Raw genomic sequence first — 14,665 nt, forward strand, 5'->3', positions numbered from 1 at the left:
CTCCCAGCACGGCTGTCACTCCTTATAAGACAAGTGTAGTCTCGCGTGGGGATTCATACCACTCATATAAAATGTAGATTCCTCCGCCAAGCACCCCAACGGACAGCAGTTGAAACAGCCATACAAGTAGAAAATTATGAGGCATGAATATCATAAGCCTAAACCTTGCAATGTTTTGTTAACTGCTTTTAGGTTCATACCACAGTTAGAATCATCCAACTTTCACTCCCAAGAGTGATTTATATAGGCGTAGTCACACAGCTTATACCAACTACTCAGGCAAAACATTAACTGAATCGTTACTAAAATTTTCTTCAAGATAGTGTGGATCGCTTACTCCTACGTGCAAAAGCAGTGCTGTAGCTAATGCACCGGTAGCTGCTACCAAGAAGGTAGTTCTATAATCAATATTCTCTACTATCCATCCACCTAGTAGGGGAGCAAGGATAGTGGCAGGAGCAATAAGGGTATTACCAAGACCAATATAGGCTGGTCGTTGATGTTGGTTGCCAAACTCTAAGGTCATTACCGCAGCAATATTTTGCAGAGCCATCATACCTATTCCTTCTCCTATAAATACCAAGTAAAACCAGTTTGCATTGGGTGCTAAACAAGCAAAAATCGAACTGAATGCACAAGCGACACAACCAATTTGTAAAATTAACTTGCAACCGGTGCGATCGCCTAACCAACCCAAAACCAATCCAGCAATAGTTTGTGTAACCATCAATAGAGTCGTAATTAACCCAACAGAAACTTCTCCCATCCCATATTGATGTATGGCATAGAGTGTATAGAAGGGAAGTGGCATCAGTGCTAGCTGTGAGATCATACGTGCGATCGCAAAGCAACGGAAATTCTCATCGCACCGGAGAATTACACCCAGAGTGTCCCAAAATTCACGTCTAGTTTCAAAGGCTGATGATGTGGTACTTACTGGCTCTCGCGTCCTAGACATAAAAAACCAAGATAGAGCCATTGCCAAACTGGCACACAAAAAACACAGAGCAAAGTTAAATGGTTGAGCAATTTCCTTCAGTAGTAAACCAGCGATCGCAGCACCACAAATACTCATAAAATTACCAGATGCTGCTAAAGTACCGTAAAAAATACCAAGCTTTCTAGAGGGAACAATTTTAGCAATCATGCTTTGCCAAGCAGTGGCGCTAAACCCACCGCCTAGCCCTTGCCAAATGAGTATGGCAAATGTCAACAGTAAGATAGTTTGGTGATTGAGTTCTAGTTGTAATAAAGCCACCAGTGCTAATCCCAAAAAAGGAAGCTTATGATGAATTGTCAACGACATTACAGTTGGTTTGTAACACTGTAGACGAGCTACTTTACTAACTGTTAATAACTGAGGTAATTGCCAGCCTAAGCGTGGAATAGCTGGAATCAGACCGATAAGCAATGCAGAATCGGTAAGAGTACTAACAAATAGTGGAATAATCGTGAAAAATGAAGCAAAACCACTCCCAAAACCAAAAAATCCACTTTCAATAACATTGACAGTAAAGTTATGGCGAAGGTCTTTTTGAATTTCCGAATTAAGCATTTTTATAGATATTGCCAGTTTAGTGATTTATTCCCTTTTGGGGAAACTCAGACTGCATTTTGAACAGATTTATCTGCTTTTTGTAGATACTTAGAAATTACCTAAGTACCTACAAAAATCTGAGTTCCATAAATTGTTCCCAAATGTTGTACTTAAATCACCGTTGAAAAATATTTTTGTAAAATATTCCAATTTTTGATGGTGAGCCTGACTGCAACACAGTCCTGGGTCAGTGGCAGGTCTAGTAGTCTGCAACCCAAAATTGCTATGTTTGGACTGGGAAAAGGGGAAGGGTTAAAGGGTAAAGGTATGGAATTTTCCCAAACCCAGTAACCTTTAACCTTTCTCCAACCGGAAAGGAAAAACTACTTTTGCACTCTTGCGGGAAAAGGAACTCATCTTTATTGGGGAAAGGTTTTTTTATGCCTTTTCCCTTTCCCCCTTACCCTTTTCCCTACAAATGCCAAGAAGTCTAATAGTTAAAGCATAGGCGTAGATCGTTGTAGACATCGCCTAAAGTTATTGATAAAGTTTGATTGGAAGCTGGATTCTTTGGGTTGGGTCGAAGGAAAACTGGAAGTGTGTCTATTAGTTTGTTGACCGACAAGACTGTTGCTGGGCTGGTAGCTTTGGAGGAGTAGGGGCAGCCCCTACAGCCATTGAGTTACGCACTTTTCTGTCAGAGATGGGAATGCCTACTATTTCAAGCATTTTTGCTATTTCTAAAATTTGAAACTCCCTGGATGAAGCAGGTGCTTCACAGCAATCAGTCCGTTATAACTAATAGCTGCTTTAACCAAAAAATTCGGTCAGCAATCAATTATTAGTTACAACGGACTGATTAATTAACTAGGTTATTAGTCGTCAATTCACTTGCAATTCATCTCATCACCCGCTTATTAGATAGGCGATGAGATGAATTGCTGTATTAGCTAAGTTCTAAGTAGATGAGTTTGAACGTTATATTTGCTGACGAACGGTATCAATAGAAGCATTAAGACCAGCCAGTTTAGACTCTAAATCATCTCGTAGCCAAATCAAGAATTTTAATTTCCGCTCTAAGCTAGCTTTGTGCGAAATGGGTTCGCTTCCATAACATGGATTACCCCAAAAAGGAAACATAGTTTACCTCTGAATTTAACTTTTGTAAGAGTGCAATATCTCGCACTACTATATTGTGACTAATCACAATCAGACTGGTGTATGTAACAACCGACCATTATTGTGCGTGCTTAACGAACTTTTGCTAAAAGTGAACAAGTTGAAGTCACGATACTATATTCAAAGGTTCTGGCAATTTGGCATGACAACTGTGTATTTTGCAGTTTGAATGAGATATCAACAGAACAGAACAACCACAAATCGCCAGTTGTTGACCCAAAGCTGTAAAAGAACTCAACAGACAATTTACAGCGTTTGGTCATCGCTTCTCTACAACTGGCTAGTAATTGACTAGAAAATACATAATAAATATGCGTAAACTAGAAAGCTCTCTTAACAGGGCTGGTAAAATCGAATGTCAATTATCTGCAAATCAACTTACTTTTATCAGTAAATACTTCTAATAATAGATGACTTGGTGGAAGGGAAAGGGATAATGCTGAAAAGGGTAATATTCTAAGACCAATTACTGAGTAGGAAATTCTTTTATGAGAACCAGAAAGCTAGGGAAACTTGGGTTAGAAGTTTCAACTATCGGACTTGGTTGTATGGGAATGTCTGAGTTCTATAGCGGTCGTGATGAAATTGAGGCGATCGCGACAATTCACCGGGCGTTAGAACTTGGAGTTAATTTTCTTGATACTGCTGATATGTATGGGCCGTTTACCAACGAACAATTAGTAGGCAGAGCAATTAAAGATCGCCGAGATCGAGTAGTTTTAGCAACTAAATTTGGCAATGTCCGTACTGAAGATGGTGGTTTTAAAGGGGTTAATGGCAGACCAGAATATGTCCATCAAGCTTGCGATGCCTCGTTAAAACGTCTGGGAGTGGAAGTAATTGACCTCTATTATCAACATCGAGTAGATCCAACTGTCCCCATTGAAGATACTATCGGGGCAATGGCAGAGTTAGTCAAGCTGGGAAAAGTTCGTTATTTAGGGCTTTCGGAAGCTGCCCCGGCGACGATTCGACGGGCTGTAGCAGTTCACCCGATTACTGCATTGCAAACAGAATACTCTCTTTGGAGTCGAGAGCCAGAGGATGAAATTTTACCTACCGTGCGAGAATTAGGAATTGGGTTTGTTCCCTATAGCCCATTAGGAAGAGGATTTTTATCAGGTGCGATCGCTAGTCCTGACGATCTTGCACCTGATGACTATCGCAGAAATTCTCCTCGCTTTCAAGGTGAGAATTTTTATAAAAACCTGCAATTAGTAGAGCAAGTCAAAGCGATCGCCAGCGAAAAAGGAGTAACTTCTAGTCAGCTTGCTTTAGCATGGCTACTCACTCAAGGAGAAGATATTGTCCCAATCCCTGGTACAAAACGCCGTACTTACTTGGAGGAGAATATTGCAGCTACCGAAATTACCCTGACTGAACAAGAGTTGCATCGACTGGAAACAGTTGCACCAAAAAATGTGGCAGCTGGCGATCGCTATCCTGACATGAGTACTGTTAACCGTTGATCTATCTGAAATGGAGTATTTTTTCAAATTCCGCTTTCGATGCACAAGCAGATATTATCGCAGCTTAACAAAGTAATCACCCAGAATTTTCTAAGGAAATGTCAAAAGTAGCGTAGGCGCAGCCCGTCGTAGACATCGTTATATCAGCTACATACTTAGCTACTAATTCAATCATCTGGAAACTGCCAGCACGAAATATGTTCAATATCTTTGCTACCGCATTTACTACAAACTGCATCCATCACAGAGTCCACCCATTCATCGCTACAACTACGACAATGACAGAAAATGTTATTGCGGTTAGCCATTTCAATACCTTGATGCCACTGTTGTAGTTGAGAAGAGTCTGGAAAAGCTTTTGACATTTCATCAAACCTCGTTCGTGTCATTGTCATTATGAGCCTAACAAGCCCCGAAGTGAATAACTCAGTATTAATTGCTCTGGCGATCGCCGCATCTATAGCCCTATCGCCTGTTAGTATTGCTGGTACTGTCCAAGGTTCAACCCATACGATCAAAATGTCTTCATTTAACCTCAGTTCCCAAAAATGGCAAAATCGAGTGCTGCTACTCTTTGCACCATCTGTTGATAACCATAACTATCAGCAACAGATGCAGTTATTTAACCAGCAACAAAACGATTTTAAAGATCGAGATTTAGTTCTCGTTCAAGTTTTGGCAACAGATAAAAGCTATGCCAACGGACAGTTAATAGATGAGTCTTCTGCTGCCAATTTGCGAAATCGCTTTGGGGTTAATAAAGAAAATTTTCGCGTCATTTTGATCGGCAAAGATGGTGGTGTTAAGCGCCAAGAAACTACACCAGTGCAAGCGACAGCAATTTTTGAGCAAATTGACGCTATGCCGATGCGTCAGCAAGAAATGCAAGAACGATAAATTGGTAAAGCAGTTGATTTTCTTATCAAACAGAATTCAGGAGTCAGGAATCAGAATTCAGTTGGGTATTCTGTACGAAAAAGCGAATAGCGTAGCGTTAGCGAGTACTCGAGTGTCTGAATAATCGGCGTTTTTGCACCCCCACCAAATTGAAAATTTGGTGGTCTTCAATCAGTCACGGGTCTGAATCCCCGACAGAAAGATTGCTGAATTCTGATTTCTGGATTCTTCTTCAATTTACATTCATGCAAGTACAGGTAATTGGTCTTTATACGCCAATTTCTAAGCACAAACCTTTTAAGCGCTAGAATTCTACAAGTTCCTACAAAAGTAGCTGCCCTCAAACTTGAACTTAATTCTTCAAGTAGATGAGAAAAATTATTAAAAATGCATATACTGCAATTATCAAGCAATAAATTTATTAGTTCCTGGTTTTATACCTACTAGGAACTTTTTTATTATCCATTTCAATTAAGAGAGTTCATCACGAGAAGTAATAGCGTTCATCCTCAAGGCTATCGATCATTGCTTCTGTTGATAGATTGAATGTCAATATTTGGATTGCTATTGTGTATTTGTCACTAAAAAACGTTTATCAAATAAAAACAATGAATATTCTTGCTTGGATTGTTTTAGGTCTAATTGCTGGTGCGATCGCAAAGGCTATCTACCCCGGTCATCAAGGCGGCGGAATTTTAGCAACAATTTTATTAGGAATCGTTGGTGCTTTTATTGGTGGTAGTTTGGGTGTATTCTTCAGTACAGGAAGCTTTGCTCTAGCGGCTCCCTCTTTGAGTATTCCCGGTATTGCAGTAGCAGTTCTGGGTGCTATTGTTGCAGTCTTCTTGTGGAATGCGTTAACTAGCCGCAGTGCTTTGTAATAAATTAAATTGAATTAACTAATTTAGAACTTACGTACTTTTTGTCTTAACTGTCAATGCGTAAGTTCTATTTATCAACAATTATTGATAGAATTTGTCGCTTGTTATGCTGATAGCCTCAACATTATTTAGATTGATAATGTTGAGGCTATGATTTTATTTTAGATGCCCTATTTGTCGCAAATATTTTTTTAATTGGTATTAGAGAAGTCGTAAATATCTGCCTTACAGGCTTATAAGGTCTGTGGCAACAACAGCAATAGCGTGCTAAATCGCAAATTTTATACTTATAATCTAACTTAACTTTGTTTGGTGCATAGACGTAGACCATCATAAACATCGCCTAGTAAGGTAAGTAAACACTTGGGTTAGCGATCGCAATCTATTTTTTATACGTACTTATCTAAATTAAGGTTATAACTAATACATAACGATATCAGTTTACACACTGCGATTATTTAATAATTTCATACTAGTAGTGTGTAGTATAGATTAAGCGTGCCTTTTACCTATTTGCTATGAGATTTAATGAAGAGGTAGTTGCGATTCATAGTGTACAACTTTGACAACTGTCCACAATACTGTTGCATGTCTCAAGCTCATGGTAATATTATTTTACTGTCAGGGAGATATTATTTATACATCAATTTGTAACCATGCTGAAAGAGCTAGTTAGGTGCGCTACATTCAAAAAACAAAAAATTATTCAACCTACCCAGGAAATCAACAAAAGCCCTAACGTGCAAAGCACAGAGCTTTTTAAACTCTGCTTATATAAGGTACTAAAGAGCTAAATAAAGCTCTTTTTTAGGAATCATCATAGCCAGCGAGAAAGGCATAAAACCTTCTTAAGATGGCAAAAAATTAGACAAGAGTAAATAGAAAAGTTTTGACGCAATGTCAATAGTTTTTTGTATATGTAAAAATATCAAAAAGCCTAATTTATCTTGCCAATAAGATATTAACATTGTGTGTTTTATTTAGATATTGATTCTCTTTGTGCTTAGTTACCTAGATATAAAAGTCCTATTTGATTAGTGAAAACTTAAGCTACCTCAATCAAATCAGGCAAACACTTAAATTTAACAAATAATTTAGGACTGCTAGCTCGATCTCGATCTAGTAAAAATTCAATTATTCACAAAGTCACTAAGAGTAACAGGAAAAACATGAATATCATAGTTCGTTTGTTTGGAGCGATCGTTCTCCAAGTGTCTGCGTTGGCTGCAATGTCTAGCATGGCAATGTCTGATGACAAGCCCTTTCGCGTCAATACCCAACAGACTCCTGCTGTTTATCCACAGAAAACAACACAGCCCTTTCGCGTCAATACCCAACAGACTCCTGCTGTTTATCCACAGAAAACAACACAGAGGATTTGCTCTTTAGATCCCATTGAAGATTTATTACCTCCACCACAAACTAAGACAAGTAATTCTTTGCTTTCTTACCTTGCTGAACAGGGTTTTACACAAAATAAAGAGGGTTCCTGGGTCTGTTATGCCAACGATCCTAAAAAAGAAGGACGTTACTTTACTTTATTTAAGGTCAAACAAGTTAATAGCAGGCTAATAGCAAGTTCTTTTCTAGATGAAGGTAGTCTAATTCAAGGTCAGGAAAATCGTAGCTTGGACTTCTTTATGATGCTGATTGAGCATCATACGAATACTACTAAAGAGAACCGTCAAGGTATACGTAGATATCTACAAGCCTTCGTTTCCTTGGTTAAGGAAGGGAAGATCAAACCTACACGTCGTGGGTATCTTTTTGACCAACCAAATCAGGCGATGGTCTTATATCACACACTCTCATCAGGAAATCTTAAAGGTACGGGAATCACGATCAACATTTATTTACCTAAGAGTTGAATTGAGGAAGTAGGGGAGCAGAGGGGCAAGGGAAAGGGAGACAAGGGGACAAGGTGGAATAGCAAGCTTGTAAAGCCCAAAGGCTTTTGTTGTCTTGTTCCCAGCTTAGAGGCTGGGAATGTATTTGAAAGTGGGCTTCTGCCTCTTGTCAAGAAGATCGGAGGCGGAGCCTCCCAGAATGGGTTAAGAGCCTCTAGGTTCTTAACCAGTCAGAGCAAGGGCTGTATCTTAACAAGCGTGCCATTCCCCCTTGTTCCCAAGTCCTCTTTCCCATGCCCAATCCCCAATTAAATTGCTGTTGTTTAGTGGAGGTGCATCTTGTCTAGATCAATTGTTCAAAGAATTGCGATGCCGTTCGCGGAGCGTCTCGTAGAGAAGGTAGTTCGCTTTACAGCGATCGCATTTTCATCTGTTGCAGTAGTACTCACTACGACGTGTCAGTCTGGTTTTGCACAGCTAAATGTTGGACGCTATGGCATCCAACAAGGATTGGAGTCTGAGTATCTCCAGTACCAACTTAATAACCAGAATTTGAGCCAAATGCGAGTCATTCCTGGATGTGATGTGGGATTTGGTCTGACCTGCAATAAAACTGGATCGGTAATCCAACGATTAGTGGAGTTAAACAATGGGACTAGTTATCAAAACCTTCTGATCCGAGCAGCCGGTGGGGAGAAAAACTTCCAGAATTTCGCTAGCTTCTACGGCAATAATCCTAATCTCTCTGCGGTGCCTTACGCCTCATTTTGGAGAAATGCATCTCCCGCAATCATGGATGGATCTCAATACCTTCTTGGACAATCTTTTGGTCGCAATCCAGTAGAAGGACTCGGACTTGTAACCAAGCAGTTCTACTGGGCACCATACTCAGGAGTCAATGACTCGGTTAGCCTGCGTAATGGATTACTAGACCTGAAATTGTCATACGGACGACTGCTTTTTGAAGAGGCCTCAAAAATTTCTAATATTCAAGAGCAGATTCAGTCTCTAGGTCTTTCGCCAGAGATGACAAATTTTTATTTAAATAGAATCTCTACAGGCTTGGATGCGTTGAATTCTGGAGATCAGAACCAACTCCAACAGAAGATTTTTGAAGTACTATCCTTTCCATACTCCGAAGAAGGTGGGGAACTAGGACGCCCCAACAATGCGATTCCAGCGGAATTTAATCAGCTTTTAGGAGAAGATATCGCAGGAGATACTTTGCTAAGTAACAATCCACTAGCCTTGGATGGAGAAACAATAGCTTTTGATGCTTTCCCTGGCTCTACGGGAGATGTCTTAGTACCAGACAGTTCTAATTCCTTTCCACTTTGGCCAATAATCGGCGTTGGGGGTCTTGGTTTAATTCTGCTTCTACTACTGAGTGGCGATAGTTCTTCAGCTCAATCACCTGTTTCTTCATCTCAAGCACCTATACCTGTTTCTTCAGCTCAACCACCTACACCTGTTCCTCCAGAAAATGCACCTTTGTCTCTCACCAATAAAGGCGAATGCGATCTGACTCCCAGTGGTAATGGTTCTAATCACACACAAATCGTTGAGATTCCGTGTAATGTTACTCCTCAAACCCCCACGGAAGTGAAGAAGGTAGTGGAGCCATCAACGATCAAAGCGCTTGTATTGCTAATTGTTCTACTATGGATAGTCGGTAACAAACACCGAACTTTAAAAATTCGTAACTATTTTACATAAAGGGATTTAGCAAAGAGTTAGAGCAAAACAGCAACAGCGAGTAGCGTAGGCGTAGCCCGCCGCAGGCATCGCCCGCGCCCTGGTTAATCGCTCTGCACTTGTTCTAGCAGACGAACCCACTGGAGCGTTAGACAGTGAAACCTCTCAGGAAGTGATGGATTTGTTGACTGAGTTAAATAGTCAAGGCATCACGATTGTCATTATTACCCATGAACCGGATGTCGCCAAGCAAACTAATCGGATCGTTCATGTTAAAGATGGTTTAGCTGAAGAAGTAACAAAGAAGTTATTAACTAAGTAGGTTGGCATAATAAAACCAAACTATTTTAGCTTAGTTTTTTTTGTTTTTGATCTGTCTGTAAATAGCTGCAATATTGCGGGCATCATCAATGCCACGATGATGTGTACCTTTTAATTCTATCCCCAACTCATTGAGAGCTTGTGCCATGCCAAATTTTTTAGATACGCCAAGATATTTAGAAAATTCCTCTTTGATATTTATGTGTTCTGAAGTAAAAGGATAAGGAAAATTATGAAACGCGCAATCTTGAATAAATTGGTTTTTGTCGTAATTACCCCAAGAACAAAAAATATAGTTAGGAAATAAATTAATCCATTCTTTAAAGCGAGAAATTGCTTCTAAAAATTTTGGCGCTTCGTCAACATCTTGCTGGCGAATACTAGTCAATTCGGTGCAAAAAGTTGTCAGTTGCGGATGTCTCACAGGTTGGATGAATTGCTGAAACTCTGCATCAATTTCCCACGTTGTTCGATTGAGCATCACTGCACCGATTTCGATAATTTCCATTTGGTGACGGGGAATAGTTTTACTGTTACAGCATGTAGCTTCCAAATCAACAATGAGATAATAGTGAGGTATTTTAGTATTCATATTATGTAAACAGAGTAAAGGGAATTTAAATTAGTAATTATTTATACATATTTTTTAAAGCTACATCAAATTGTAAGTTTATTGTAATTATTGTACTACATAAAGATAACACTTACAGCTTTTTTGATTTATTTGAACCACAACCTTCTGTAGAGGCTTACAGGTAGCTGTAAGATTACAGGAATTTAGATTGATGAAAAAGGTTTAACCCAACTTAATTGGATAGCGAAATCAAGAGCGATCGCAGCCAGCGCAAACCATAACAAACTTTCTGCCGCCAACACCAAAAAAGGCCAAATTGTGCTGTGGGAATTCCATCCAAGTTCTATCTGAGTTAATCCGCGCACCAAGCCAAAAGCTAACACGCCGCCAGCTTTGAGTTGAGGATTTCGATCGCAGCGGATGATATAGCGGTAGGTGACACCAAATAAAAAACCAGTAAAAATTGCAACTGCACCACTCACCAATAAGCGCCAGTTAACATCACTTTGCAGACATACAAGTGTCTGAAAATACTTTGCCAGTACGAAAGTATTCAACAGACTAGCGATCGCAAAAGCCAAACACACAGAGAATCCCCCAATTATTCCAGCCTTGAGGGATTCTATGCGTTCTGCCATTAATTGAGGATCTAAAGTTGGGTTCACTCTATATAGAAGTTAAGGATTGGGTATTAGGGAAATTTTTCCTTACTCTCCAGTATGATAAATGCTTGAGCAGCTTTGTCATTAATTAAATACTGCTCTCAAGTAGGAATTTTGATGATAAATTCGGTTCCCATACCAGGTTGAGAATTCACGTCTAATATACCTTTGTGTTTTTCTACAATAATTTGATATGCGATCGACAAGCCAAGTCCAGTACCTTTGCCAACAGTTTTTGTTGTAAACAACGGCTCAAACAAGCGTTTTTTCAGCCGTTCAGGAATACCAATCCCATTGTCAGCAATCCGAATTATAACCAATTGTTCAGAATCTATTTCTGTGGTAATTTTAATCTGAGGAATTATATTGCTGATTTTGCCTTCCATTATAGCTTCATCAAGGGCATCAATTGCATTTGCGAGAATGTTCATAAACACTTGATTCATCTGCCCTAGATAACATTTAACCTGTGGTAATTCTCCATAATTTTTAATTACTTCAATGCGGGGACGATCGCTATTAGCATGGAGACGGTGTTGTAAAATCATGAGCGTACTATCTATTCCCTGATGTAAATCAGCAGATATTTTGGCATCGCTATCCGAACGACAGAAACTGCGGAGTGAACTAGAAAGGTTCCGAATTCGTTCGCTTCCTATGTGGAGTGAGTTCAAGATTTTTCCCATATCTTCGAGAACAAAGTTTAGATCCAAGTTCTCAATAGTTTTGGTAATTTTGGCTGTTGGATTTGGATACTCTTGTTCATATAGTAGAAGCAACTCGGTTACTGCTGTAATATATTCTTGCAAGGGTGGAATATTGCTGGAAATAAAGTTGATCGGGTTATTGATTTCATGGCCAATACCAGCGATTAACTCTCCGAGTGTTGATAGTTTCTCTTGCTGTACTAATTGGACTTGGGCTTTTTGCAAAGCCCTGGTGCGATCGCTAACTTGTTGTTCCAAAGATTCAGTCAATTGTTTGAGTTGTAAATGTACGCGTACTCTTGCAATCACTTCTTCTTGGGCAAATGGTTTCGGGATATAGTCAACTGCGCCAAGGGAAAATCCCTTCGTTTTGCTTTCTGTATCCGCTAAGGCAGTAGTGAAAATAATCGGAATGTTTTGGGTAACAGGATTGGCTTTGAGGCGGCGACAAGTTTCAAATCCGTCAATACCTGGCATTTGTACATCCAGTAAAATCAACTCTGGTTGATTGCGTTCGGCTTGGGCGATCGCACTTTCTCCATCAACTGCAACCCGAAAACGAAAACCCTCACTATTAAGCGCTTCACACAGGAGAGATAAATTTGTGGGATTATCATCCACAATCAAAATAAATCCGGTATCTGAGGTCTTGGGCATAATGAATTAACAATTGAAATTTAACTCAAATTAATTGATGTATTGTTGAATAAAAAAATTCATGAGCCAGAATTAAAAATGCAATTAGCATAGCTAATTAGTAACTAGTCTTGAAATGCTTTTACAGGTCGTCTCATTTCTTTTGACTGCTGAGTTCTGACTCCTGAATACTTACAATAAAATTTTCCAAACGTTTGAGTTGGAAATTACTAGCAAGCTGGATAATTTGCTGGACAAAAATGCTTAAATGCTGATTAGATTTAGAAAGTTCCTCGGTCAGTTCCAAAACTTTTTGAATATCACCGTCTTGCGTTAGTTCGAGTAAATCTTGCAAAACCTCTCTGGCAGGATAAATCATCTCATTTGGTCGCTCCAAAGCATCTATATTGCTTTTTTTGATTTCATCTACCTTAATGTCAAAAATCCATTCCAGTTGCAAAAACTGTCGTAACATTTCCAGCAGCGTTTCAGCTTCTACAGGCTTTGGTAGAAATGCATTTGCACCTACATCAATACTCTTGTACTGATCGGCTGCAAACACGCTAGCTGAGGAAGCGATAACAGCAATCTCTTTGAATTGCTCAGACTGACGCAAACGATCGATCAACTCAAATCCATTCAATATAGGCATCACTAAGTCAGTAATAATCAAGTCTGGTTTGTGGACTAAAGCCTTTTCCCATGCTTCCTGACCCTGACTAGCTTCTACAACAGTAAACCCAACTGGCTCTAGTAAATTTATAATTACCGATCGATTTTCCCATTTGTCATCGGCAATCAAAATGGTGCGGTTTTGTCCTTGATAACCAATAATAGTTCCTTGTTCAACCACTCTAGAAACTTTTGCCCAGTCTTTAGATTCTGAAAATTCTGCCTCAAACCAGAAAGTACTTCCTTTGCCAAATTCACTTTGTACTTGAATTTGACCACCCATCAACAAAACAATGTTTTGGCTGATTGCTAATCCCAAGCCTGTACCTTCAGATTGTCGTTTTTGATTTCCTACTTGTTCAAAAGGCTGAAAAATTTTCTGTGCTTGTTCAGGGATTATCCCGGCACCAGTATCTATTACCTCAAAACGAATTTTGTAGTTAGTTTGTCCATTAGTATTTAATTGTTGATTAATGACCTTAACTTTGAAGGTGACACTACCTTCATTAGTAAATTTAATCGCATTACTAAGCAAGTTAATCAGTACTTGCCGCAAGCGTTTTTCATCAGTATGAATGCCCGTTGGTAAATCAGGATCGAGTTGGACGTGAAATGCGATCACCTTTTGTTCTGCTCGGATGCGAGAAATTTCAGTCACGCTATCTATAAAAGCAGGTAAGTAGAAATCAACAGAATACAATTCTAGTTTCCGGGCTTCTATTTTGGAGAGATCCAGAACATCATTAATTAGGGTTAAAAGATGAGAACCACATTGATAAATGATGCTGACTCCTTTACGTCCTTTTTCACTCAAAGATTCTGTGCGTTGAAGAATTTGTGTATAGCCTAAAATACCGTTAAGAGGTGTGCGTAGTTCATGACTCATATTGGCGAGAAATTCACTCTTGGCTTGGCTGGAGTTTTGAGCAACTTCTTCTGCAAGGCGTAATTCTTTTTCGATGCGCTTGCGCTCGACAATTTCAGTTGAAAGCGCTCGATTAATAACTTCTAACTGGGTTGGGCTGGGTAATGTCAGAGCTTGAGGCATGAGATAAAATAACGCAAATGCCGTATATATTGAAATAATGGCAGTTAGAGCTTTTAAACTACCTGCAACCCAATAATTTGGATGCCAAAGCGTCCAAATATCCATTAAGTGCCCAGTACCGCAAGCAATGATAAAAGCACCAAATAACAAAAAGACGCCATTAAAAGGAACGTCTTTACGCTTGTAAATAAAAGAAATCAGTAGGAAGGGAATGGAATAATAGGCTAGAGCGATCGTGGCATCAGAAATAATGTGCAGCCAGACTAATCCAGTTTGCCAAAGATAACAATGTCCATGAGGTATAAAACCGTTGGATTGGAAAGGATAGTTGAAAAATGTCGGCATGATATTAGGGGTTGCTGGATTGGAAATATATACCCATAGCCCTAGTATTCCCAAAAGTATCAAGTCAGAAAGCGCGATCGCTACTTTTTTACATTCGTGTTTATCGTTGCTTTAAGTACTAACGTATCAAGAAAAGTTGGTGTCTTTTTGTGTAAACGTACCTTGTCGTAAACATCACATGCAAAAGTTACAATC

General features: G+C 39.4%; 13 protein-coding genes and 1 pseudogene. 6 read left to right on the top strand and 8 right to left on the bottom strand.

Translation table 11 applies throughout. The features are described from left to right. Window positions 1–271: 271 nt before the first annotated feature. The 3 genes from RM368_RS29920 to RM368_RS29930 all read right to left on the bottom strand — a co-directional run bounded on the left by RM368_RS29920 (window position 272) and on the right by RM368_RS29930 (window position 2,677). The gene (locus tag RM368_RS29920; protein ID WP_322697423.1) at window positions 272–1,555 is read right to left on the bottom strand and encodes an MFS transporter; all 1,284 of its coding nucleotides are present in this window, start codon (window positions 1,553–1,555) and stop codon (window positions 272–274) included. Window positions 1,556–2,143: 588 nt separating this feature from the next. Next, window positions 2,144–2,266, bottom strand: coding sequence for a hypothetical protein (locus RM368_RS29925; protein ID WP_322697424.1), 123 nt, complete (start codon window positions 2,264–2,266; stop codon window positions 2,144–2,146). 249 nt (window positions 2,267–2,515) lie between these two features. Further along, window positions 2,516–2,677 carry a hypothetical protein gene (locus tag RM368_RS29930; RefSeq protein ID WP_322697425.1) on the bottom strand — a complete coding sequence of 54 codons (162 nt, stop codon included), beginning with the start codon at window positions 2,675–2,677 and terminating at the stop codon, window positions 2,516–2,518. 527 nt (window positions 2,678–3,204) lie between these two features. Here RM368_RS29930 and RM368_RS29935 point away from each other — a divergent pair. Continuing rightward, a complete protein-coding gene (locus tag RM368_RS29935) occupies window positions 3,205–4,185 on the top strand; it encodes an aldo/keto reductase (protein ID WP_322697426.1) in 981 nt (326 codons plus the stop codon). Window positions 4,186–4,352: 167 nt separating this feature from the next. On the opposite strand, the gene RM368_RS29940 is transcribed toward RM368_RS29935, so the two are convergent. After that, window positions 4,353–4,550, bottom strand: a complete 198-nt coding sequence (locus RM368_RS29940; protein WP_322697427.1) for a hypothetical protein — start codon at window positions 4,548–4,550, stop codon at window positions 4,353–4,355. A gap of 31 nt (window positions 4,551–4,581) precedes the next feature. On the opposite strand from RM368_RS29940, the gene RM368_RS29945 reads away from it, so the two are divergent. The 5 genes and pseudogenes from RM368_RS29945 to RM368_RS29965 form a co-directional block, all read left to right on the top strand. Then, the gene (locus RM368_RS29945; RefSeq protein WP_322697428.1) at window positions 4,582–5,082 is read left to right on the top strand and encodes a DUF4174 domain-containing protein; all 501 of its coding nucleotides are present in this window, start codon (window positions 4,582–4,584) and stop codon (window positions 5,080–5,082) included. A gap of 608 nt (window positions 5,083–5,690) precedes the next feature. Beyond that, window positions 5,691–5,963: a GlsB/YeaQ/YmgE family stress response membrane protein gene (locus tag RM368_RS29950; RefSeq protein ID WP_104909288.1), complete on the top strand. Its 273-nt coding sequence runs from the start codon at window positions 5,691–5,693 to the stop codon at window positions 5,961–5,963. 1,169 nt (window positions 5,964–7,132) lie between these two features. Then, the gene (locus tag RM368_RS29955; protein ID WP_322697429.1) at window positions 7,133–7,831 is read left to right on the top strand and encodes a hypothetical protein; all 699 of its coding nucleotides are present in this window, start codon (window positions 7,133–7,135) and stop codon (window positions 7,829–7,831) included. A gap of 318 nt (window positions 7,832–8,149) precedes the next feature. Beyond that, the gene (locus RM368_RS29960; protein WP_322697430.1) at window positions 8,150–9,526 is read left to right on the top strand and encodes a hypothetical protein; all 1,377 of its coding nucleotides are present in this window, start codon (window positions 8,150–8,152) and stop codon (window positions 9,524–9,526) included. A gap of 67 nt (window positions 9,527–9,593) precedes the next feature. After that, window positions 9,594–9,827 (top strand): annotated as a pseudogene (locus RM368_RS29965) (hypothetical protein); the annotation flags it as partial. A gap of 30 nt (window positions 9,828–9,857) precedes the next feature. On the opposite strand, the gene RM368_RS29970 reads toward RM368_RS29965, so the two are convergent. The 4 genes from RM368_RS29970 to RM368_RS29985 form a co-directional block, all read right to left on the bottom strand. Beyond that, a complete protein-coding gene (locus tag RM368_RS29970; RefSeq protein ID WP_416212265.1) occupies window positions 9,858–10,418 on the bottom strand; it encodes an exonuclease domain-containing protein in 561 nt (186 codons plus the stop codon). Between the two features lie 185 nt (window positions 10,419–10,603). After that, the gene (locus tag RM368_RS29975; RefSeq protein ID WP_322697451.1) at window positions 10,604–11,038 is read right to left on the bottom strand and encodes a hypothetical protein; all 435 of its coding nucleotides are present in this window, start codon (window positions 11,036–11,038) and stop codon (window positions 10,604–10,606) included. Window positions 11,039–11,163: 125 nt separating this feature from the next. After that, window positions 11,164–12,426 carry a sensor histidine kinase gene (locus RM368_RS29980; protein ID WP_322697431.1) on the bottom strand — a complete coding sequence of 421 codons (1,263 nt, stop codon included), beginning with the start codon at window positions 12,424–12,426 and terminating at the stop codon, window positions 11,164–11,166. Between the two features lie 133 nt (window positions 12,427–12,559). Continuing rightward, window positions 12,560–14,470: an ATP-binding protein gene (locus tag RM368_RS29985; protein WP_322697432.1), complete on the bottom strand. Its 1,911-nt coding sequence runs from the start codon at window positions 14,468–14,470 to the stop codon at window positions 12,560–12,562. Window positions 14,471–14,665 lie beyond the last annotated feature (195 nt).

The sequence above is a fragment of the Nostoc sp. DedSLP03 genome, from assembly GCF_034530815.1.
Classification (GTDB): domain Bacteria; phylum Cyanobacteriota; class Cyanobacteriia; order Cyanobacteriales; family Nostocaceae; genus Nostoc.